Source organism: Micromonospora sp. DH13, assembly GCF_020873825.1.
In the GTDB taxonomy this organism is placed as follows: Bacteria; Actinomycetota; Actinomycetes; order Mycobacteriales; family Micromonosporaceae; genus Micromonospora; species Micromonospora haikouensis.
Window position 1 is genome coordinate 1 of record NZ_JAHWGR010000047.1, and the last position, 21,765, is coordinate 21,765.

The 21,765-nt window shown below is 72.4% G+C and carries 21 protein-coding genes; 10 read left to right on the top strand and 11 right to left on the bottom strand.

Annotated features, from left to right (window positions below; genetic code table 11):
• Nucleotides 1-194: 194 nt before the first annotated feature.
• The gene (otsB, locus tag LPA42_RS30210) at nt 195-1,019 is read left to right on the top strand and encodes a trehalose-phosphatase (RefSeq protein WP_077936142.1); all 825 of its coding nucleotides are present in this window, start codon (nt 195-197) and stop codon (nt 1,017-1,019) included.
• Nucleotides 1,020-1,067: 48 nt separating this feature from the next.
• Here the strand turns inward: otsB and LPA42_RS30215 are convergent, their stop codons facing one another.
• Genes LPA42_RS30215 through LPA42_RS30230 form a run of 4 tightly spaced genes read right to left on the bottom strand, consistent with a single transcriptional unit; the run spans nt 1,068 to nt 5,783 of the window.
• On the bottom strand, nt 1,068-1,838 hold the full coding sequence (locus LPA42_RS30215; protein WP_077936141.1) for an isoprenyl transferase: 771 nt from the start codon (nt 1,836-1,838) through the stop codon (nt 1,068-1,070).
• A gap of 30 nt (nt 1,839-1,868) precedes the next feature.
• Nucleotides 1,869-3,011: a geranylgeranyl reductase family protein gene (locus LPA42_RS30220; RefSeq protein WP_077936140.1), complete on the bottom strand. Its 1,143-nt coding sequence runs from the start codon at nt 3,009-3,011 to the stop codon at nt 1,869-1,871.
• Entirely contained in the window at nt 3,008-3,901 is an 894-nt protein-coding gene (locus tag LPA42_RS30225) for a hypothetical protein (RefSeq protein WP_077936139.1), read from the bottom strand. Before LPA42_RS30225 ends, LPA42_RS30220 begins: the two co-directional genes overlap by 4 nt.
• Nucleotides 3,902-3,938: 37 nt before the next feature.
• Nucleotides 3,939-5,783: a phosphoenolpyruvate carboxykinase (GTP) gene (locus LPA42_RS30230; RefSeq protein WP_077936138.1), complete on the bottom strand. Its 1,845-nt coding sequence runs from the start codon at nt 5,781-5,783 to the stop codon at nt 3,939-3,941.
• Between the two features lie 490 nt (nt 5,784-6,273).
• Between LPA42_RS30230 and LPA42_RS30235 the strand changes: the two genes are divergently transcribed.
• The 3 genes from LPA42_RS30235 to LPA42_RS30245 all read left to right on the top strand — a co-directional run bounded on the left by LPA42_RS30235 (nt 6,274) and on the right by LPA42_RS30245 (nt 8,452).
• Nucleotides 6,274-6,834 carry a GtrA family protein gene (locus LPA42_RS30235; protein WP_043963945.1) on the top strand — a complete coding sequence of 187 codons (561 nt, stop codon included), beginning with the start codon at nt 6,274-6,276 and terminating at the stop codon, nt 6,832-6,834.
• 62 nt (nt 6,835-6,896) lie between these two features.
• Nucleotides 6,897-7,652, top strand: a complete 756-nt coding sequence (locus tag LPA42_RS30240; RefSeq protein ID WP_077936137.1) for a GtrA family protein — start codon at nt 6,897-6,899, stop codon at nt 7,650-7,652.
• A 224-nt stretch (nt 7,653-7,876) separates the two neighbouring features.
• Nucleotides 7,877-8,452: a MaoC/PaaZ C-terminal domain-containing protein gene (locus LPA42_RS30245; RefSeq protein ID WP_198956449.1), complete on the top strand. Its 576-nt coding sequence runs from the start codon at nt 7,877-7,879 to the stop codon at nt 8,450-8,452.
• 49 nt (nt 8,453-8,501) lie between these two features.
• Here the strand turns inward: LPA42_RS30245 and LPA42_RS30250 are convergent, their stop codons facing one another.
• Together LPA42_RS30250 and LPA42_RS30255 are read right to left on the bottom strand one after the other, a co-directional pair.
• Nucleotides 8,502-9,074, bottom strand: coding sequence for a PH domain-containing protein (locus tag LPA42_RS30250; protein WP_077936136.1), 573 nt, complete (start codon nt 9,072-9,074; stop codon nt 8,502-8,504).
• A gap of 164 nt (nt 9,075-9,238) precedes the next feature.
• Complete coding sequence (locus LPA42_RS30255) at nt 9,239-10,114, bottom strand: biotin--[acetyl-CoA-carboxylase] ligase (RefSeq protein ID WP_077936135.1); 876 nt, start codon at nt 10,112-10,114, stop codon at nt 9,239-9,241.
• Between the two features lie 155 nt (nt 10,115-10,269).
• On the opposite strand from LPA42_RS30255, the gene LPA42_RS30260 reads away from it, so the two are divergent.
• Nucleotides 10,270-11,853: an acyl-CoA carboxylase subunit beta gene (locus LPA42_RS30260; RefSeq protein ID WP_077936134.1), complete on the top strand. Its 1,584-nt coding sequence runs from the start codon at nt 10,270-10,272 to the stop codon at nt 11,851-11,853.
• 113 nt (nt 11,854-11,966) lie between these two features.
• Here the strand turns inward: LPA42_RS30260 and LPA42_RS30265 are convergent, their stop codons facing one another.
• The 3 genes from LPA42_RS30265 to LPA42_RS30275 form a co-directional block, all read right to left on the bottom strand.
• Nucleotides 11,967-12,899 carry a hypothetical protein gene (locus tag LPA42_RS30265; RefSeq protein WP_077936133.1) on the bottom strand — a complete coding sequence of 311 codons (933 nt, stop codon included), beginning with the start codon at nt 12,897-12,899 and terminating at the stop codon, nt 11,967-11,969.
• Nucleotides 12,892-13,392, bottom strand: coding sequence for a SigE family RNA polymerase sigma factor (locus tag LPA42_RS30270; protein ID WP_077936132.1), 501 nt, complete (start codon nt 13,390-13,392; stop codon nt 12,892-12,894). The genes LPA42_RS30265 and LPA42_RS30270 overlap by 8 nt, the downstream gene beginning before the upstream one ends.
• A 169-nt stretch (nt 13,393-13,561) precedes the next feature.
• Nucleotides 13,562-14,305, bottom strand: a complete 744-nt coding sequence (locus LPA42_RS30275; RefSeq protein WP_077936131.1) for a M50 family metallopeptidase — start codon at nt 14,303-14,305, stop codon at nt 13,562-13,564.
• A 139-nt stretch (nt 14,306-14,444) separates the two neighbouring features.
• On the opposite strand from LPA42_RS30275, the gene LPA42_RS30280 reads away from it, so the two are divergent.
• Complete coding sequence (locus LPA42_RS30280; protein WP_043961879.1) at nt 14,445-15,197, top strand: GH25 family lysozyme; 753 nt, start codon at nt 14,445-14,447, stop codon at nt 15,195-15,197.
• 140 nt (nt 15,198-15,337) lie between these two features.
• On the opposite strand, the gene LPA42_RS30285 is transcribed toward LPA42_RS30280, so the two are convergent.
• Nucleotides 15,338-15,565, bottom strand: coding sequence for a hypothetical protein (locus LPA42_RS30285; RefSeq protein ID WP_077936130.1), 228 nt, complete (start codon nt 15,563-15,565; stop codon nt 15,338-15,340).
• 161 nt (nt 15,566-15,726) lie between these two features.
• Complete coding sequence (locus LPA42_RS30290) at nt 15,727-18,093, bottom strand: serine/threonine protein kinase (protein ID WP_077936129.1); 2,367 nt, start codon at nt 18,091-18,093, stop codon at nt 15,727-15,729.
• A 93-nt stretch (nt 18,094-18,186) separates the two neighbouring features.
• Here LPA42_RS30290 and LPA42_RS30295 point away from each other — a divergent pair, with 93 nt between their 5' ends.
• From LPA42_RS30295 to mycP, 4 genes are all read left to right on the top strand, one after another.
• Nucleotides 18,187-18,399, top strand: a complete 213-nt coding sequence (locus LPA42_RS30295) for an acyl-CoA carboxylase subunit epsilon (protein WP_077936128.1) — start codon at nt 18,187-18,189, stop codon at nt 18,397-18,399.
• Nucleotides 18,400-18,509: 110 nt separating this feature from the next.
• Nucleotides 18,510-18,971: a hypothetical protein gene (locus LPA42_RS30300; RefSeq protein ID WP_043961875.1), complete on the top strand. Its 462-nt coding sequence runs from the start codon at nt 18,510-18,512 to the stop codon at nt 18,969-18,971.
• Nucleotides 18,968-20,350, top strand: a complete 1,383-nt coding sequence (locus tag LPA42_RS30305; protein WP_077936127.1) for a hypothetical protein — start codon at nt 18,968-18,970, stop codon at nt 20,348-20,350. Before LPA42_RS30300 ends, LPA42_RS30305 begins: the two co-directional genes overlap by 4 nt.
• A 70-nt stretch (nt 20,351-20,420) precedes the next feature.
• Entirely contained in the window at nt 20,421-21,524 is a 1,104-nt protein-coding gene (gene mycP / locus LPA42_RS30310; RefSeq protein ID WP_096761579.1) for a type VII secretion-associated serine protease mycosin, read from the top strand.
• Nucleotides 21,525-21,765: the final 241 nt, after the last annotated feature.

Consider the following 21,765-nt stretch of genomic DNA (forward strand, 5'->3'; position numbering starts at 1 on the left):
AGCGCCGCCGAGCCCAAGGCAAAACCGACCGAGAGATCAAACGCTGCCTCAAACGCTACATCGCCCGAGACCTCTACCGACGCCTCGAAACCCCACCCCCACCACTTGACGCGGCATAGGAGCGTCCTGTTCCTGGCCGTAGCGCCTCGTCTCGACCACGAATGAGTGGCCCGCGCCGGGGTACGCTGTCGCGCGTGCCGCCGTTGAATCTGGGCAACCAGCAGCCGAAGACCCCGCTGGACGCCGACCAGGCCTGGCAGGCGACCGCCGGCCGGGCGTCCGACACCGTCCTCTTCTTCGACTTCGACGGCACACTCGCGCCCGTCGACGACGACCCGACCGCCGTGCAGCCCGCGCCGAAGGTGCTGGCCGCGATCGAGGCCCTCGCGCCGCTGGTGCGCCGGGTCGCCATCGTCTCCGCCCGCCCCGTGGAGTTCCTCCGCGACCACCTCGGCGGGCTGGCCGGCATCGACCTCTACGGCCTCTACGGCCTGGAGCACAGCCACTCCGGCGGCGAGACCGTCACCGAGCCCGCGGCGCTGCCCTGGGTGCCGACGATGCAGGAGCTGTCCGACCTCGCCCGCGCCGAGCTGCCGCCCGGCGCGCTGGTGGAGTTCAAGCGGCTCTCCGTGGCACTGCACTGGCGCACCGCCCCCCAGCTCCGCGAGATCGTGGAGGAGTGGGGGCAGGCCCAGGCCGAGCGGCTCGGGCTGCGCGTGCAGGCCGGCCGGATGGTGCTGGAGATCAAGCCCCCGGTCGACCGCGACAAGGGCATGGTGATCGGCGAGGTGGTCCGGGACGCCGGCGGGGCCTGGTATTTCGGCGACGACGTCTCCGACATCAAGGCGTTCGCGGCGCTGCGCGCCCGCGCCGCGGCGGACCCGGACTTCCTCGGGGTCTGCGTGGCCGTGGCCAACCCGGAGACCGGCCACGAGGTCGCCGAGGCCGCCGACCTGACGATCGACTCCCCCGCCGCCCTCGGCGACTTCCTCACCGAGGCCCTGCCGCGCCTGCGGTGAGCCCGGCCCCGCCCGGCCGCCGCCCGGTCGGGCTCGGGGCCGGGCGGGTCAGACGCCGAAGCGGCGCTGCCGGTTGGCGTACGAGCGCAGGGCACGCAGGAAGTCGACCCGGCGGAAGTCGGGCCAGTTCAGCTCGCAGAAGTAGAACTCCGAGTGGGCCGACTGCCAGAGCATGAAGCCCGACAGGCGCTGCTCGCCGCTGGTCCGGATGATCAGATCCGGGTCCGGCAGGCCCCGGGTGTAGAGGTGCTCGGAGATGTGGTCGACATCGAGGGTCTCGGCCAGTTCCTCCAGCGTGCCGCCGGCCGCCGCGTGCTCGTGCAGCAACGAGCGGACCGCGTCGGCGATCTCGCGCCGGCCGCCGTACCCGACGGCGATGTTGACCTGCGCGCCGCCGGCGCGCTGCCGGGTGCGTTCCTCGGCGGCCTTGAGCGCCGCCGCGTGGTGCGCCGGGAGCACGTCGAGCGCGCCGACCATGCGCAGCCGCCAGGGGTTGCCCTCCTCGGCCAGCTCGGTCGACAGATCCTCGATGATCTGCAGCAGCGGGTCCAGCTCCTCCGCCGGGCGGGACAGGTTGTCCGTCGACAGCAGCCACAGCGTCACGTGCCCGACGCCGGCGGCGTCGCACCAGCGCAGCAGCTCCTTGATCCGCTCCGCGCCCATGCGGTGCCCGTCGTTGGGGTCGACGAAGCCCATCTCCCGCGCCCAGCGACGGTTGCCGTCGCACATGACGCCCACGTGCCGGGGCACCGGCTTGCCCGCGAGCGTGGCCGTCAGCCGCCGCTCGTACACGGAGTAGAGGAGATTCCGCAGAGTCATCACTTGCAGAGTAGCGACCCCGCGCGCGCTTCAACCCTTCGGTGGCCGATGCCGCGCCGAGAGACCGACACCGATCATCGCGAGGGTCCGCGCGTCCAGGCGGCCGTCGCCGAGGCCCAACTCGACGACGGTGCCGAAGACCCGCTCGTCGCGCCGGGCCGCCCGCACCGCCGCGTCGACGACCCACCGGCGGCGGGCGAGCCAGGCCGCGGCCGAGCTGTGCCGCAGGTGCACGCCGAGGCGGCGGCGCAGCGCGGCGACGTAGTCGCGGGCGGCGTGGGCGGGGTCGCCGGCCGCCGCCGCGCCGGCCAGCGCGCCGGAGAGCAGCGCGTAGAAGATCCCCTCCCCGGTGAACGGGTTGATCAACGACAGGGCGTCCCCGGCGAGCAGCAGCCGCCCCCGGCCGGGCGGCGGGCGGTGCGTGGACAGCGGCAGGTGGTGGGCGCGCAGCCCGGTCACCATCGCCGGGTCGACGTCGGGCAGCAGCGCGGCCAGCCGGTCCAGCAGGTGCGCCCGGGTCAGCGGCTCGCCGCGCAGCACCTCCCCGTACCCGACGTTCGCCCGCCCGTCGCCGATCGGGAACGACCAGGCGTACGCCGGCCAGCGCGGGCCGGAGGTGACGATGAGCTGCTCGGGCGGGCCGGGGCGGGCCGGCGCGTACCCCCGGATCGCCAGGGCCAGGTGGCGGTCCGGGTTCACCGGGTGGCCGAGCGCCCGCCGCACGACCGACGACGCGCCGTCCGCCCCGACCACGGCCCGCGCGGCGATCTCGCCGTCGAGCACCACCCGCCCGCCGCGCGGCTCGACCCGCCGCACGGCGTGCCGGCGCAGCTCCGCGCCCGCCGCGACCGCCGCCGCCACCAGCCGGGCGTCGAACACCTCCCGGGGCACCGTGTACGCCGGCCGGGGCAGCGCCCGCGCCACCGCGTCCCCGCAGGGACCGACCAGCCGGATCCGGGGCAGCGGCGCGTACCCGTCGACGGCCCCGGTGACGCCCAGCCGGGCGAGGACGTCCAGCGCGTGCGCGGCGACGCCGTCCCCGCACGCCTTGTCCCGGGGGAAGTCGGCCCGGTCCAGCAGCAGCACCCGGGCACCGGCCCGGCGGGCGGCCAGCGCCGCGGCCGCACCGGCGGGACCCGCCCCGACCACCGCCACGTCGTACTCGTCGCTCATGGCGCCTCCCCTGTCCCCGGGCGGCTCACCCCCGGCGTCGGCGTGGCCTCCGCCCGGCCGGCGCGCCACAACCCGTACAACGCCAGGACGGCGGCGGCGAGCAACGGGGCGCCGTCACGGACCAGGCCGTCGACGCCGAGCAGCCACCAGCACAGCGGCAGGTCCACGGCGAGCACGCCGAGGGTGACCGCCACCAGCAGGCGGCGGGCCCAGCGCCGGCCGCGCAGCAGGAAGGCGGTGCAGAACAGCACGACGTAGCTGACCGCGATGCCGGCGGCGAACCAGAACAGCACGGCGGGCCCGGCGGCCGGCCGGCCGTCGAACACGACGCCGACGGCCACCAGGGCCGGGACGAGCATCAGCGGGCTGTACGTGAACGCGGCGGCCCGGCTGGTGAGCAGCCAGCCGGTGACCGGAGGCCGCTTCGGGGCGACCTCCCGCCAGGCGATCGTCCCGCCCTCGACGACGAGACCCTTCCGGTGCCGGACGAGGTGGCCGGCGACGGCGTCGGAGCGGTACAGCAGCCAGACCACGGCCACGCAGAGCGCGGTGAGCAGGGCGAAGCCGAGCAGCCCCGGCAGTGGCGGCACGCCCTGCCTCGGCACGACCAGCCGGCCGACGGCGAAGACGGTGGTGACGGCGAGGATCAGCCCGAACGGCCGGGCCAGGGCGCGGCCCCGGCGCACGTGCCCGATCAGCAGCAGGAAGCCCAGCGAGCGCAGCATCGCCCAACCGGTGCGCACGGCCAGCCCGAAGCCCTGCTCCGGGGCGTACCACCAGTTGAGCAGCTCGACCACGACGGTGGCCGCCGCCGTGACGGCCAGCAGGGTGGTCAGGGCCCGGACGGCGGACGGCCGCCGGACCTCGGTGGTCGCGGCGGCCGTCCTCATGGCATCCGATGGTGCCCGGTGCGGGCAAGCGTCACACCTACCGGCGGGGCTGTTCCTGGTCGAGCCGGGCGCGCAGCGCGTCGAGCTCGGCCCAGAGGACGCCGGGCAGCTTGTCGCCGAACTTCTCGAACCACTCGGTGATCAGCGGCAGCTCCTCGCGCCACTCGTCCGGGTCGACCTTCAGGGCGATCCGGACGTCCTCCGGGGTCATGTCGAGGCCGTCGACGTCCAGCGCGTCCTGCGCGGGAACCATGCCGATCGGGGTCTCGACGGCGTCGGCGCGGCCCTCGATCCGCTCGATGACCCACTTGAGCACCCGGGAGTTCTCGCCGAAGCCCGGCCAGAGGAAGTTGCCCTCGGCGTCCTTGCGGAACCAGTTGACGTAGTAGACCTTGGGCAGCTTGGCCTCGTCGCCGTCGGTGCCCTTGCCCATCTCGATCCAGTGCCGGAAGTAGTCGCCGGCGTGGTAGCCGATGAACGGCAGCATCGCCATCGGGTCGCGGCGCACCACGCCGACGGCACCGGACGCGGCGGCGGTGGTCTCCGAGGACAGGGTCGCGCCCAGGTAGACGCCGTGCACCCAGTCCCGGGCCTCGGTGACCAGCGGGATGGTGTCCCGCCGCCGGCCGCCGAACAGGATCGCGTCGATCGGCACCCCGTTGGGGTCGTAGTAGTCGTCGGCGAGGATCGGGCACTGCGTGATCGGGGTGCAGAACCGGCTGTTCGCGTGCGAGGACAGGCCCTCGCTCTGCGGCGTCCAGTCGTTGCCCTTCCAGTCGACCAGGTGCGCCGGCGGCTCGCCCATGCCCTCCCACCAGATGTCGCCGTCGTCGGTGAGGGCGACGTTGGTGAAGATGGAGTTGCCCCGGTCGAGCGTGCGCATCGCGTTCGCGTTGGTCTTCCAGTCGGTGCCCGGGGCGACGCCGAACAGGCCGTACTCCGGGTTCACCGCGTAGAGCCGGCCGTCCGGGCCGAAGCGCATCCAGGCGATGTCGTCGCCGATGGTCTCGACCTTCCAGCCGGGGATGGTCGGCTCCAGCATGGCCAGGTTGGTCTTGCCGCAGGCCGACGGGAACGCCCCGGCGACGTGGTAGACCTTCCCCTCCGGGGAAGTGATCTTGAGGATCAGCATGTGCTCGGCGAGCCAGCCCTCGTCCCGGCCCATCACGCTCGCGATCCGCAGCGAGTAGCACTTCTTGCCGAGCAGCGAGTTTCCGCCGTAGCCGGAGCCGTAGGACCAGATCTCCCGGGTCTCCGGGAAGTGCGAGATGTACTTCGTCTCGTTGCACGGCCACGCCACGTCCTGCTGGCCCGGCGCGAGCGGGGCGCCGATCGAGTGCAGGGCGTACACGAAGTCCGCGTCGTCGCCCATCGCCGCCAGGACCTTCGCGCCCATCCGGGTCATGATGCGCATCGAGGCCACCACGTACGGGCTGTCGGTGATCTCGACGCCGAACATGGGGTTCTCGGCCTCGACGGGGCCCATGCAGAACGGGATGACGTACATGGTGCGACCGCGCATGCAGCCGCGGTAGAGCTGCGTCATCGTCCGCTTCATCTCGGCCGGCGCCATCCAGTTGTTGGTGGGGCCGGCGTCCGCCTCGTCCACCGAACAGATGAACGTGCGCTCCTCGACGCGGGCGACGTCGGAGGGGTCGGTGCGGGCGTAGAACGAGTTCGGTTTCTTCTCCGGGTTGAGCCGGATCAGGGTGCCGTTGGCGACGAGTTCGTCGGTGAGGCGACGCCACTCCTCGTCGGACCCGTCCACCCAGACGACCCGGTCGGGAGTGGTCAGTTCCGCTACCTCACGGACCCAGGCGAGCAGTTTGGGGTGGGACGTCGGGGCCTGATCGATCCCCCGAACGGTGGCCGGAGCAACCATGACACATCTCCTTGTGGTCGACGCTGACCGGACTGCGGCATGCACGAGTGGTGACGGCGCGAGGCGTCGCCTTCGTGGAAACCTGGGATTGGCCTCAGCGTAAACCGGGCGACGTCGCGAGTCAGTGGGACTGGTTGTGAAGAACTGCACAAGGTGCGGTCACGCTGCGGCATCGCGATCTGATACCCGCTTTCACGCGCAGTTTCACGCAGATTCTTCCGCAACCTTCGCCGAGGTCCGGGCCCTGCGGAAACCGAAGGGCCGCGCGCGACGGGTGGTGCGGATGAGGGTTGCGGTGACATCGGCGAAGTGCCGACGGAATGCGCGAAGCTGTGCGCGAATGCGCATTCCCGAAACGATCCGCGAATTATCGCCCGGCCGGTTACGCTCCGCTCGGCCCCGGCCCGCCCGGTCACGCCACCGCCCCGCCCGGTCGCTGCTACCCGCCCGCGCAGCGGGCAACCGGTACGCTCAGCGGGTGGCCGCGACGATGACCGGTGACCAACCAGGGTCCCCGCCGACCCGACCCGGCATGGTCCGTGCCCTCATCGACCGCTTCGGTCACCTGATCCGCGAGCTGAGCAAGTTCGCCACCGTCGGCAGCGTCGCGTTCGTCGTCGACATCGCGCTGTTCAACTACCTCGCCAATGCCCGGGGCGTCGAGCAGGTCACCGCGAAGACGATCTCCACGGTGATCGCCGCGAGCGTGGCCTTTGTCGGCAACCGGTTCTGGACGTGGCGGCACCGCCAGCGCTCCAACCCCGCGCGCGAGTACGCGCTGTTCTTCTTCTTCAACGGCGTGGGCATGGGCATCGCGGTGGCCTGCCTCGCCATCAGCCGGTACGGCTTGGGCGCCATCTGGCCCGGGGTCTTCCAGACCGCCCTCGCCGACAACATCGCCAGCTTCGTCGTGGGCACCGGGCTCGGCACGCTGTTCCGGTTCTGGTCGTACCGACGGTTCGTCTTCGCCGAAGCGGGAACCCCGAAGGTCGCGGAAGCGGGAACCCGGACGGCCACGGAGGCGGCGACCGACCGGGATCCTCCGGCGTGACCCGCCGCCCATCTCGTCCGGCCGGACCGGCCCGGCCCGCCCACTCGCCTAAGGTGTTGCGCATGCGTCTTGTCCGTCTGCTGCCTGAGCGCTGGCAGAAGTTCATCCACGAGGCGCTCAAATTCGGCGTCGTCGGCGGCATCAACACCGCCATCAATTACGCGGTGTTCAACGCACTGGCACTCACGGTGTTCCGCGACGGCCAACTCAAGGCGACCGTCATCGCCACCATCGTGGCGACGATCACGTCGTATCTGATGAACAGGCACTGGACGTACCGGGATCGCCCGAAATCGGCATTGCGTCGCGAGTACGCCCTTTTCTTCCTGTTCAACGCGACCGGCCTCCTCATCGAACTCGGCGTCCTGGCGGCGGCCAAGTACGGCCTCGGCATGACCAGCCTGCTCGCCCTCAACGTGGCGAAGACCGGCGGCGTGCTGCTGGCCACCCTGTTCCGCTTCTGGTCCTACCGGACGTTCGTCTTCCAGCCCGCCCCCGCCGAACCGGCGGCCGACACCTGGCACACCATCCCGCGCGACGAGTGGGACACGATGGCCGAGCTGGACCCGGTGGCCGAGCTGGCCGAGTCCGTCACCGAGCTGGAGGAGTCCGAGCCGAAGCCGGGCCCCGCCGGGCGGCCGGCGGTCGGCCCCGACGAGCCCGCCACCGCGTACGGGGTCCCGACACCCGCCCAGGGCCGGCCCGCGCCGGCCGACGCGGGGCTCGGCAACGCGGGGCTCGGCAACGCGCTCGACGGTGAGCTGGCGGCCGAACTCGCCGAGGAGCTGCACGCCGGCACCCGCCGACGCCGGCGCTGAGTGAGGTGGCAGAGGTGACGAGGGTGACCGCAGCTCCCGAACCAGTCGCAACTCCCGGCCCGATCGCAGCTCCCGAGCAGGCCGCGCCCGCCGGGGCCGCAACCGGTCCCGAGCAGGCCGCGGCCCCCGAACAGGCCGCAGCTCCCGAGCAGGCCGTGGCTCCCAAACCGGCCGCGGCTCCCGGGCAGGCCGTGGTTCCCGCACCGGCCGGGGGGAACGGGGCGGTGGCCCCGAACGAGGGGGCGGGCGCGACGGAGACCGCGGGAGCGAACGAGGCGGCGGGCCCGACGGGCCCGGCGGAGGTGACCGGCCCGGCCCGGTCGGGCACCGGCGCGCCGGCCGAGCTGTTCTTCGAGGACCTGACGCCCGGGCGCACCTTCGACCTCGGCGAGATCCGCGTCGACGGCGCCGAGATGGTCGCCTTCGCCCGCCGGTTCGACCCGCAGTGGTACCACGTGGACGCCGAGCGCGCCGCCGCGAGCCACCACGGCGGGCTGATAGCCAGCGGCTTCTACACGGTCAGCCTCTTCATGCGCGCGTACGTCGACCACGTGCTGGCCCGGGCCGCGGCGGACGCCTCCCCCGGCCTGGAGGAGCTGCGCTGGCTGGCCCCCGTCCGCGCCGGCGACCGCTTGGCGGCCCGCCTCGACGTGATGGGCGCCCGCCCGTCCACCGCCCGCCCCGGGCTCGGCACCGTCAGCCTCAGCGGCACCATGTTCCGCCTCGGCCCCGACGGCCAGCCGGCACAGGAGGTGCTGCGCACCCGCTTCCGCGGCTGGTTCACCCTCCGTCCCGGCTGACCGCCTCCCGCCCTTCGCTCAGCGCGGCGGCGGGCAGAGGGCGGCGGGATCAGGCCGTCGGGTCGCGCAGCGGCTTGCCCTCTCGCATGTCCGCGAGGATGTCGCGCATCTCGCCGTCGCCGAGGGAGTGCTTGTCGTGGTGCGCCTCGACCAGCTCGTACAGCTTGGTCTGGACCTTGTCGACGTGCGGGACGTCGGTGAGCACCGACTGGCCCCGCTCGCCGGCCGACTCGATGGTCAGGGTGCCGCAGCCGAGCAGCCGCTCGACGAAACGCTGGCTCATCGCGTGGTCGTTGATCCGGGTGAGCGGGATGTCCCGCCGGTCCCGGGAGAGGACGCCCTCCTGCAGCAGCACCCGCTCGTTGGTGAACAGGTAGTGGGTGCTGCGCCAGACCAGGAATGGCCAGAGCCCGAGCCAGAGCACCAGCAGCACCGCCAGCCCCGCGAGGACGTACAGCGCGATGGTCGCGGCGTCACCGTCCGGGAGCAGGATCCAGCCCGCCACCACCGCCGCGACGGCGAGCACCAGCACCAGGACCGGACGCACCACGGCCTTCCAGTGCGGGTGCAGGTGCAACACGACGTGCTCGTCCTCGGTGAGCACGTCTTCGGGAAACGCCACGCCGAACCTCCTCGCCAGAAACCGGACGAGCTGACCGTAGCGGGTCGACGCCCCCGCGCGGATCACCCGGTGCGGTGGCTTTCACGCGCGCCGCGCCGCGACCGCCTGCGGGCGTGAGAAGGGGACCCTTCTCTACCGTAGGCGTTAACAAGGGGCCCTTCCTTTCACCGCAGATGCAGGACGTCGCCCGCCGCCAGGGTGCGCGGGCCGGCCGGCGTGTCGACCAGCAGCCGGCCGTCGGCGTCCACACCGGTCGCGGTGCCGGTCACCTCCTGCCCGCCGGGCAGCAGCACCCGCACCGACCGGCCGATCGTCGCGCAGGCCGCCACGTACGCCTCGCGCAGCCCGCTGGCCACCGCGTCGCCGCCGGCGCAGCGCCAGCGGTCGTACCAGTCGGCGACGGAGCGCAGCAGGGCGCGCAGCAGCGGATCCCGGTCGGTGGCGGCGGCACCGGCGAGTTGGAGCGAGGTGGCCGGCAGGCCGGTCGGGTTCGCCGGCAGCTCGTCGGCGCGCAGGGTGACGTTGAGGCCGATGCCGAGGACGATCGCCGGGGGCTGCTCCGGTGTCGGGCCGGGCACCGCCTCGGCCAGGATGCCCGCGCACTTGGCGTCGCCGATCAGCAGGTCGTTGGGCCACTTGAGGGCGGCGTCCAGCTCGGCGAGCCGGCCCACCGCCTCGACGAGCGCGACACCGGCGAGCAGCGGCAGCCAGCCGTACCCGGCGGCGGGGACCGCCTTCCAGCCGCGCTCCGCGGCGGCCTCGCCGGGCCGCAGCAGCACGCTGGTCGCGATGCCGGCGCGGGCCGGCGACTGCCAGACCCGGTCGCGGCGCCCCCGGCCGGCGGTCTGCCGCTCGGCGACCACCACGAGACCCTCCGGCTCGCCGGACCGGGCGGCGTCGGCCACGTCCGCGTTGGTCGATCCGGTCTCGGCGCGTAGCTCCAGCCGGGCCCACGGGCCGTGCGGGGCGGTCAGCGCGCGGCGCAGCCGGGCCGCCGACAGCGGCGGGCGGTCCAGGTCGGTGTACGGCGAGCCGGGCATCCCGCCAGCCTACGGCCCACCCGTGCGCGGCGGCGGGTGCCGGCCGGCCGACCGGTGGTGGATGCCGGCCGCGTTCGGGTGCGCTGCTGGTCCGGCGCGGTTACTGAGGCGTACTGCACACCGTCGGCCACCTGAACCATCGTTATATTCCGTGGGTGACCAACGAGACCGGGATCAACATCCACAGCACGGCGGGCAAGCTGGCGGACCTGGAGCGACGGGTCGACGAGGCGGTGCACGCCGGGTCGGCGCGCGCGGTCGAGAAGCAGCACGCCCGGGGCAAGAAGACGGCGCGGGAGCGGATCGAGCTGCTGCTCGACGAGGGGTCCTTCGTCGAGCTGGACGAGTTCGCCCGGCACCGGTCCACCAACTTCGGCCTGGAGCGCACCCGCCCGTACGGCGACGGGGTGATCACCGGCTACGGCACGGTCGACGGCCGGCAGGTGTGCGTCTTCGCGCAGGACTTCACGGTCTTCGGCGGCTCCCTCGGCGAGGTGTTCGGCTCCAAGATCGTCAAGGTGATGGACCTCGCCATGAAGATCGGCTGCCCGGTGATCGGCATCAACGACTCCGGCGGGGCCCGCATCCAGGAGGGCGTGGCGTCCCTCGGGCTCTACGGCGAGATCTTCTTCCGCAACGTGCGGGCCAGCGGCGTCATCCCGCAGATCTCCCTGATCATGGGCCCCTGCGCGGGCGGCGCGGTCTACTCCCCGGCGGTCACCGACTTCACCGTGATGGTCGACCAGACCTCGCACATGTTCATCACCGGCCCCGACGTGATCAAGACGGTCACCGGCGAGGACGTGGGCATGGAGGAGCTGGGCGGCGCGCGGACGCACAACGCGCGCAGCGGCAACGCGCACTACCTCGGCGCGGACGAGGACGACGCGATCGACTACGTCAAGGCGCTGCTGTCGTACCTGCCGTCGAACAACCTGGACGAGCCGCCGATCCTCGACGCCCCGGCCGACCTGGCGGTCAGCGACGCCGACCGGGAGCTGGACACGCTGATCCCCGACTCGGCCAACCAGCCGTACGACATGCACCGGGTCATCGAGCACGTCCTCGACGACGGCGAGTTCCTGGAGGTCCAGCCGCTGTACGCGCAGAACCTCGTGGTCGGCTTCGGCCGCGTCGAGGGCCGCCCGGTCGGCGTGGTGGCCAACCAGCCGATGCACTTCGCCGGCACCCTCGACATCGCCGCGTCGGAGAAGGCGGCCCGGTTCGTGCGCACCTGCGACGCGTTCAACGTCCCCGTGCTGACCTTCGTGGACGTCCCCGGGTTCCTGCCCGGCACCGGCCAGGAGTGGGACGGCATCATCCGCCGGGGCGCGAAGCTCATCTACGCGTACGCCGAGGCGACCGTCCCGAAGGTCACCGTGATCACCCGCAAGGCGTACGGCGGGGCGTACGACGTGATGGGCTCCAAGCACCTCGGCGCGGACCTGAACTTCGCCTGGCCCACCGCGCAGATCGCGGTCATGGGCGCGCAGGGCGCGGTGAACATCCTGTACCGGCAGGAGCTGGCCGCCGCCGAGGACCCGGCCGCCGTGCGCGCCGAGAAGATCGCCGAGTACGAGGACACCCTCGCCAACCCGTACATCGCCGCCGAGCGCGGGTACGTCGACTCGGTGATCGCGCCGCACGAGACGCGTACCCAGATCGTCCGGGCGCTGCGGGTGCTGCGCACCAAGCGCGAGACGCTCCCGCCGAAGAAGCACGGCAACATCCCGCTCTAGGTGCAAGGAAGGGCCCCCTGTTAACGCATTCTGCATAGCAGGGGCCCCTTCCAAACGCCCCGGCACCCGCGGGCCGCGCCACCGCGGGCCAGCGGCGACGGGGACGGCGGACGTCAGCAGGCCGGGTTGGCGGCGAGGCACATCCGGCGGGCCGCCGCGCGGCCCAGTTCGAGCAGCTCCGTGTCGCCCGTCCGGCGGTCGGCCGCCGGCAGGTCGAAGCCGAGCCCGCTCGCCGGCACGATCACGGTGACCAGGTCACCGACCCTGACCAGCAGCAGGGTCTCCGTCGACGGCTGCAGATCGAGCGGCTTCCCCGTCGCCACGTCCACGGGTGTCGACGAGGTGCGCTGCAGCACGACGGCCTGGTCGCCGGCGAAGTTGCCCGCGGCGGCCCGCCAGGTGTGCGTCACCGAGACCGTGACCGGCCCGCCGACCCACTGCATCGGCCGCGACTCGTGCCAGGTGTCGCAGGCCGCCATCGTCGCGGCCAGGTCAACGAACAGCCGGGTGGCGGCCCTCGGGGGAAGGCGGTAGACGTCCTGGGTGAGGACCCAGAGGCCGCCCGGCTGGTCCTTGTCGGGCGCGGCCCTCTGGAGCAGGGTCTGCGACCGGGAGTACCGGGACACGGGCGGCTCCGCCGCCAGCCCCCTTTCCCCGGCGCACGACTGGAGCAGCGGGTCGATCCGGATCGGCTCCTGGAGCCCCGAGTCGCCCAGCCGCACGTCGCTCGGCACGCCCACCTCGGTCGGGTCCAGCAGGGCCTCCTGCGGGATCTCGGCCCGGCCGGCCGGCTCCGCGCCGTTCGAGGAGAGCCGCTGGCCCGCCGGTGGCGCGAGGTGCCCGGCCCGGCCGCCGGCCGCCACGGCGAAGCCCGAGAGCACGGCCAGCACGGCGGTCGCCGCCGCCAACGCCGTACGCCGGCTGCGGCGGCGGGCCCGGGCGCGGATCTCCGCCGGTTCGAGCCAGCGTACGTCCCGCAGGTCCCGCCGCATCCGTTCGGCGAACGTCAGGTCGGTCAGCTGGTCCACGTCGTGGTCGTCACGCATCGGCGGCCTCCTCCAGGTCAGAGACGGCGAGCAGCCCGGCGAGCGCGGTGCGCCCCCGGGAGAGTCGGGCCTTCACGGTGCCGACCGGGGCGGCGGTCTCCCGCGCCACCTCGGTGACGGGCATGCCGAGCAGGTAGTACAGGGCGAGGGCGGTGCGCTGCTCCTCGGGGAGCTGACGCAGCGCGGCCACCACCGCGACGGTGTCGGTGCTCGGCGCGGGCGTGCTGTCGTCGGCGCCGTGTCGCAGGTACGCCCGCGCGCGGCTGCGCAGGCTGCGCCACCGGCTGACCGCGATGCGGGAGGCGACGACCCGCACCCAGGCCTCCGGGTCGTCGTAGCCGGCCACCGTGGACCAGCGTTGCCACGCCCGGATGTACGCCTCCTGCACGGCATCCTGCGCCTCGGCGAGGTTGCCGGTGAGCGCGTAGACGAAGCCGAGCAGCCGTTGCCGGCTGCCCCGGTAGAACTCGTCGAACCCGTCGACTTCCGCCATACGTCTTCTCCCCCGCGTCCGATCGCAGAGGACACGCGCGGGACGGGTCGGTCGGTTGCCTGATCGCGCCGCCGGTTCGGGGCGGCACACCTGCCCGGTCGGCCCGCCCGTTCCCGGTGGTGCGCCTCCCCGGGCGGGTCTGGCCGTCAGACGGTCAGGCGGCAGGCAGTCAGACGGTCAGGCCGGCGTCGGTGAGGATCGGGCCGGCCAGCAGCGCCGCGCCGACGACCAGGGCCAACAGGTTCACCAGCGCGAACAGCGCGACCCAGAACAGCGGCGGGAACGGGGTGAGCCGGGCCAGCTGGTCGGCGTCGGACTCCGGCATCCGGCCCCGGGAGCGCAGCCGCTGGAGCTCGACGACGGGCCGTACCCCGCCGAGGAGCAGGAACCACACCGACGTCCAGGCGAAGGCGGCCTGGACGTCCGGCGAGGCGTACCAGGAGACGGCGAGCACCACCCCGCCGGTGGCCAGCAACGACACCGCGCCGAAGGCGTTGCGGACCATGACCAGCATCGCCAGCAGCAGCGCCACGGCGATCCAGAGCAGCAGGGTGATCCGGTTGCCGCCGAGCAGCCAGGCGCCGGCGAGGCCGACCAGGGACGGCGCGACGTAGCCGGCGAGCAGGGTGAGGATCATGCCGGGGCCGGTGGGGCGGCCGGCGGAGAGGGTGAGCCCGGAGGTGTCCGAGTGCAGTCGGATGCCGTGCAGCCGGCGGCCGGTGAGCAGGGCGGCGAGGGCGTGTCCGCCCTCGTGGGCGATGGTGACGGCGTTGCGGGCGATCCGCCAGGGCAGCCGGGTGGAGACCACCGCCAGCGCCACCGCGGCGGTGACGACGACGAGCAGCGGCGGCGGGTCGGGCTGCGCGGAGAACAGCTTGTCCCAGAGCGTGCCCAGCTCGTCGATCGCCACCATGGGGCGCGAGCCTACCGGCCCCGGCCGGGCTGAGGTCGTACCGAGCCGAGGATGAAAGTTTCCTTTGAACATCTTGTGATCTAGGGCAACTAGCTCCAAAGATGGATGTCAATCGAATGGCGTCCCTCTGGAGGAACCCATGATCCGTACCGGATTCACGCTGCGCCGACTGATCGCGGCGGGGATCACCGCCGTAGCGGCAGCGGCCACCGCCCTCGTCGCCACGACGGGCCCGGCGGCCGCCGCCACCACCGCCGGCGTCGACGTCTCCCACTACCAGGGGTCGATCAACTGGACGAGCGTCCGCAACGCGGGCATCGAGTTCGCGTTCATCAAGGCCACCGAGGGCACGAGCTACAAGGACCCGAACTTCAACGCCAACTACGTCAACTCCTACAACGCCGGGGTGATCCGCGGGGCGTACCACTTCGCCCGGCCGAACATCTCCTCCGGCGCCACCCAGGCCAACTACCTGGCCAGCAACGGCGGCGCGTGGTCGGCGGACAGCCGCACCCTGCCGGCCGCGCTGGACGTCGAGGCCAACCCGTACAGCGGTGGCACCTGCTACGGCCTCAGCACGTCCGGGATGCGCAGCTGGATCCAGGACTTCCTGAACACGTACCGGTCCCGCACCGGCCGGTACGCGGTCATCTACACCACCACGAGCTGGTGGAACCAGTGCACCGGCAGCTGGACCGGGCCGTGGGCGAACCACCCGCTGTGGCTCGCCCGCTGGTCGAGCACCCCCGGCACCCTGCCGGCCGGCGCGCCGGTCTGGAGCTTCTGGCAGTACACGGCGTCCGGCAGCGTCTCCGGCATCAGCGGCAACGTCGACCGCAACTACTGGAACGGCGACCGCAGCCGGCTCATCGCCCTGGCCAACAACACCTGATCCGCGCCTGATCCGCACGCCTGACCGGCACGTCCGTGGCGGTGGTCGGCGGCAGCGGGATCGACTGCGACCGTACGGTCGACGGTCGCTCCGGCTGCCGCCGGCTCGTCGCTGCCCGGCCCTCGTCAGCCGGCACTCCCCTACCAGGCCCGGGTGACGGGGCGCGCCGGCAGCGCGTCCTCCCGCACCACCGTGGCCCGTCGCGTCAGGCGCCAGGTGGCCACCCCGGCGACGGTGACCGCCACGACGCCGAACATCGCGAACAGCACCGGAAGGCCCGCGCTGACCAGCAGCAGCGCCACGTCACCGAGCGCGACGAGCATCCACAGTGCCAGCCGGGGCCGCGCGTCCCTGCGTCGGTATCCCATATCGCACCTCCTTGCGTCGTCCGGGATCAGATACCCCGTTCGACGCAAGGTCATGCGAGCCGCTTTCACGGCGGTGGGAATCGCCTGCTCAGCGGGCCGGGTCGCGGGTCGCGGGTCGCGAACCGGCTCCGGCCGGGCGCTCAGTCCTTCCGGCCGGGCGCTCAGTCGACCCGGTCCGGCTCGAAGCCCTTGGCGATCCGGTCGAAGTCGGCCAGCCGCGCCTGCCAGTCCTTGTTCGCCACCTCCCAGCGGAAGGCGTACCCCCGGTTTTTGGCGGTGACGAAGCCCCGGTTGCGGACGTGGATCCGGGTGTTGTCCCGGGTCTCCAGCCACTCCCAGTCCGCACACGTCTTGTAGTAGTCGCAGCGCTCGATGCTGAGATACTGGTAGTTGTTGACGCGGCTCTTCCGGGCCGGTTCCTGCTCTCTCCAGTCGGCGACGGCGTCGGGCTGCGGGGTGTTCGTCCACTGCACCAGCAGCTCGCCCACCCCGTCGCGCTCGTCGAACACGATCGTGTTCTGCCCGACGTTGCGCCGCACCCAACCCTTCGGCAGGGGCAGCGAGAAGCCCGCCGGGTCCTTGTGCAGGACCCAACCCTCGGGCAGAGCATTCGGGTCGACCGACGGGGTCGCCGACGGCGTCGGGCTGGGCGGTGCGGCGCTGCTGGTGGCCGGCGCGGGCGAGGACGGCGCGGCGGCCGACGGCGTCGCCGAGGACAGGCCCGCCTGCGGGTCGCCGGGCCCCGGGTCGTCGTCGCCCCGGCCGAGCAGCGGCACCGCCACCAGCAGGCCGAGCAGCAGCACCGCGACGAGCACGCCGACCAGCAGGCTGCGGCGGCTGCGCTCGGGCTTCGTACCCGAAACGACCGCGGCCCGGCCCGTCGACGAGGGTGCCGGGCCTGCGGCGGCCGGCAGCACCGACGTCGGCGTGGCCCGCTCGCGGGCCCGGTCGGCCCACTCGCGCGGCGGCCCGGCCTTCCCGCTCGACGGACCGGTCTTCTCGCTAGACGGTCCCGCGTCCTCCTGCGGCCGGTCGGCCTGGTCGCGCGACCGGTCGGTCTGGTCCCCGGAGGCGTCGGCCTGGTCCCCGGCGGGCTCGGCCCGCTCGACAGGCGGCGCGGGCGGCGACACCGGCACGGCGGGGCCCGGGTCGACCCGGGTGTCGTCGACCTGCCCGGCCGGGGCGGCGTCGACCCCGTCGACCGCGCCCCCGGTGCCCGTGACCTCGCCGGAGCCGGCCTCGTCGGCCTCCTCCGCCGGTGACTCCTCGCTCCCGTCGACCGGCGCCCCCGCGACCCGGTCGGCGCCGGTCGCGGCGACCGGACCGGGAAGCTTCGCCGTGGGGTCGGCCGCCCGCGCGCCGGTGTCCGCGACCTTCGCCGTCGGCGCGGCGTTCGTGCCCGACGCCGGAGGGTCGACCTTCGCCGTCGGCGCGGCGTCCACCCCCGGCGAGGGGACCTTCGCGGTCGGCGCGGCGTCCGTGCTCGGCGGGGAGACCTTCGCGGTCGCGTCGTCACCTGCCGCGCCGGTCACCGCCGCGCCGCCGGCGACGAGGCCGCCCCCCGGGGTACGCGGCGCGGGCGGCACGGCCGGCCGGCTCGTGCGCGGCTCGGCCGGGCGGGGTGCGGGCACCACCGGCGGTCGCGGCTCGCGCGGCCCGTTGGGCCCCGGCCGGCGTACGCCGTCGAGCAGCGAAATCGTCTTGGAGCGCCGCCCGGCGGCCTTCCGCAGCAGCCGCTCGGCCACCTCGGCGTCGATCCGCTCGGCCGGATCCTTGCGGAGCAGCCCGTTCAGCACCGGCTTCAGCGGGCCGGCGTTCCTCGGCGGCGGCATCGGCTCGGTGGCCAGCGCCGCCAGGGTGGCGATCGCCGACGGCCGGGCGTACGGCGACTTGCCCTCCACCGCCGCGTAGAGCGTCGCGCCCAGCGACCACAGGTCGGCCTCCGGCCCCGCCGTGCCGTCGCGCGCCCGCTCCGGCGCGATGTACGCCGGGGAACCCAGCACCATGCCGGTGCGCGTCACGTTCGGGTCGCCCGGGATCGTCGCCAGGCCGAAGTCGGTCAGCACCACCCGGCCGTCCGTGCCGATCAGCACGTTGCCCGGCTTGACGTCCCGGTGCATCACGCCGGCCTTGTGCGCCGCCTTCAGCGCGCCCAGCACCCCCAGGCCGATCTCGACCGCCTTCGCCGACGTCACCGGCCCGTCCTCGGCGATGGTGTCCTGAAGGGACTTCGACGCCACGTACTCCATGACGATCCACGGATCGCCGTCGGTGCGCAGCACGTCGAAGATGCGGACCACGTTGACGTGGTTGAGCCGCGCGATCGCGCGGGCCTCCCGCAGCGAGCGCTCCCGCATCTCGCGGCGCTCCTCCGGGGTGAGGCTGGGCGGCGGGACCAGTTCCTTGATCGCCACGTCCCGGTGCAGCACCTCGTCGCGCGCCTTCCACACCCGACCCATGCCGCCCTGGCCGAGCGGCGAAAGGAGCCGGTACCGGTCGGCGACGAGTTGGGGAAGCGCGTTCGACATCGGTGGAGACGGTACCCGGCGGCGGCCCGCCGCACACCGCCGGCACGCCACTGTGCGACGAAGGTCAAGTTCGCGACGCGTACGCTGGAGGGCATGTCTGCCGATGAGCCGCTGTTCCGGGTGACCCGGGGCGTGCCGACCGCCGAGGAACTGGCCGCGCTGGTCGGCGTCATCGTCGCCCGGACCCGCCCCACCGCCGCCCCCGAACCGGCCGCACCGTCGGCCTGGGCACGCAGCGGCCGCCCCCTCGGCACGGCGCTCGCCGCCGGCCCGGGAGCCTGGCGCGCCTCCGGCCTGCCCCGCTGATCCTCCGGCCGCCGTCCGGCACGCCCCGCTGCCGTCGGGGGCTCCCGGAGGTCGGCGACACCCGTTAGCCTCACTCAGGGAAACGGTGTCGTGACGGGTCGGGAGGGCCGATGATCCCCGAGGAGGACCGCCCAGCGCCCTGGTTGAGCGGCTACGGCAGCATCGAGGCCGACATCCGCCAGATGCGCGAGTTCGCCGACAAGCTCCAGGCGGAGGTCGAGCGAAACTACGCTCCGCACCTGTCGTACATCGCGGACGACATGAAGGCGCAGATCCCCAACCCCGCCGACGCCTTCGTCGAGCTGGTGCAGTTCCTCAAGGCACACAACGAGACCCAGCAGGCCACCGCCACGATGGTCTGGTCCGTCGGTGGGGCCACCGGCCACCTGGCCGCCGCAGCCGGCCGGATCGCCACGCAGTACGCCGACTCCGACGCCTTCTCGGCCGCCCGCGTCTCCGACGTGGAACGGGCCCTCGCCAACCCCGGCGGGGCCGGGCAGGGGCGGCCCAGGCCAGCCCTGCCCGATCCGACCGGCCCGGACAGCGGGCCGGGGCGGGCGGTGCTGCCATGATCGAGCGGGGCAGCGGCCGGACGTCCGGCCTCACCGACTGGCGGTTGATGGACCTGCTGAGCATGTGGGCCTGCATCCAGGACCACGACACCGCAGGGCACTGGAAGCAGGTCGCCGGCTGGCGCAAGGTCTGCGACCTCGCCCAGGCACACCTGGGCCGGCTCAAGGAATACCGGCGCGGCCTCGCCGAGGCGTGGCCCCCGGCGACCAACGCCGCCGCCCAGGCGTACCTCGGCGAGCTGGACGACCTGATCGACAAGGTGCAGCGCACCCACGACGCGGCAGCCGCGAACTACGACGCCCTCGCCGCCGCCACCCGAGCGATCAGCAGCGCCCGCGCCGAACTGAAGCCCCTGCACGACGAGTACGTGGAGAAGCTCCAGCAAAAGCGGACGTACGAGGCGACCGCCGCCGATCCGAAGGCGGCGATGGGCGCCCGGGTGCCGGACAAGCCGGTGACCGACGCCGACCTGGAGCGACTCAACGTCCAGGCCCGGAACCTGATGTACGGGTTGAGCGGCGAGCTACAACAGGCCCAAGTAATGCTCCGCCAACCTCCAAAGGTCAGGCCACCCAAACAAACTGACAACCCAGACGTGTATGGCGCTTCAGCTGCACCCGAGATCCCGCCGATCATCCCCGTCCCTCTGGCCACAACTAGCAGTAGTTCGACCCCCAAGTCTGTTGGGACGCCAAAAGGCGTAGAGGCAGCATCACCGCCTAGAATCAGTCACGGGCCAATCCTCGGCGGGACGAATGCCACATTGAGTCCCATTTCCGGAATTTCGAGCACGAACCCACCACTTCAATCGACTTCTCCGGCTGGGCCCCACCCTGGCCCAATTTCAATCCCTCCCCTCTCAAATACCAACAATGGTCACACCACCCCTCGAATCAGTCCGGAAAGATTGAGTTCGAACTTCAGGCCACCCGGCGACGGGAAGACCGCAACTCCAGGCCCCCCTAACACACCTCGGCCACTTCCATCAGGGGGCATAATTGGCACCCCGCCGAGTATGGGGTCAGGGCATCACGGAAGCATGAACGCCTCCCGCCGAATCAACCCAATAGGCGGCGTTATCGGAGGGGGTGCCGGGACCGCACCGAGCGGAGCAGCCGGATCTCGGCCGGGCATCGGCCGCGGCATACACTTCGGCGCAGGCCACTTCGCGCCCCCTTTCGGCAACGCCCCTGGAACAGGCGGCGCACCCTTCCCTGGAAACACGACGGGGCGACTACAGGCAGAAGGTGAAGGCGAGTCGCGACATTGGGACCCTGACCATCCCTGGGAAACAGATTCCGGAGTAACGCCAGTAATGCGGCCGCTTGACGAGAATGGCCCCATCGATCCCGGACCGGCCATTGGCTTCGATCGGTAGTTCCGCCCTGCGTTACGCAGTACGCGCGGCTGCAACCATCACCCAGTCAGCTATTATCGCCGGCTCGGGGATGGTTGCTCCGCCCAATATCGCACCAACACCAGACGGATCGGCCTTAATTCGGACCGACCAGTGGCACTTGCGCTACCTGGATACCATCGACGCTCATCGCATTACCCGGGGGCGAGGAGTAACGATCGCCGTACCCGACACAGGGGTTGATCCCCACCCCGATCTGCGTAAAAATTTACTTTCCGGCATAGATGTTATCCCCGGCGGAAATGGGAGCGGAAAGGGGGATCTGGATAGCCACGGAACCGCAATGGCCGGCCTTATCGCCGCCCACGGCCAGCACAACGAGGTTGGCGCGCTGGGCATAGCCCCCGAAGCTAAGATTCTACCAATATTCAGCTCTCCACCCAACGGCGACGGCGACCCGGACGCATTAGCCCAGGGCATCGAATTTGCCATCGACACGGGTGTCGACATTATCAGCGTATCAAGCGGAGGGAGTTCAAGCCGTAGACTTATAGAAGCAGTCAAGCGGGCATGCGCATCGAATATTGTAGTTGTTGCAGCTGCGGGCAATTCTCCGGAAGACACAGGAGTTACATATCCTGCTTCAGAGGACGGAGTCATCGCGGTTGGCGGGATAGATCGGAACGGAAATCACGCCACCATCTCAGTAACCGGCACAGGAATCGACCTCACCGCACCGGCGGTCGATATTTACAGCACTAGTTATGGCGGCAAGTACTCCAAAGGGACCGGCACTTCCAGTGCCACTGCGATAGTCGCGGGGGCCGCTGCTCTTGTCCGGTCCAAATACCCCGACCTGCCAGCCTCGGAGGTCGTCCACCGCCTCACTGCCACCGCCGTCGACAAGGGGCCGCCCGGCCGTGACGACGAGTACGGCTACGGGGTCGTGGACCTGGTGGCGGCGCTCACGGCAGACGTACCCCCTCTCGGTTTCGAGTCGGCTACGGCGGGTGCGCCGGGCGCGGGCGGGCCGACCACGACGGTGGTCGCGGAGCCGGCCGATGATGGTGACGACGGGTCTACGGCTCGTGGCCTGGCCACGTTGGGGGTGATCGTGGCCGCTGCGGGAGCCTGGGCGTTGGTCGCACGGCGCCGACGACTGAGCGACGACCCGCCGCCGCGGATTAGCCGGTGAGCCGCCAGCTGTGACGCCATGTCGGCGACATTGGGGGGTTGGAGCGGGCGGGATACCGCGATGTCGGCGACATGGAGTCGATCAACGGGCAGGCCGGCACCCACCTGCCCGGAGTCGATCAACGGGCAGGGCGGCACCCACCGGCCCGGAGTCGATCAAGGCGGCGAGTCGATCAAGGCGACAGAGCGGGTCGCGGCCAGGCAGAGGCGGCGCAGGTGGTGGAGGCGGTAGCGTCGGCGGC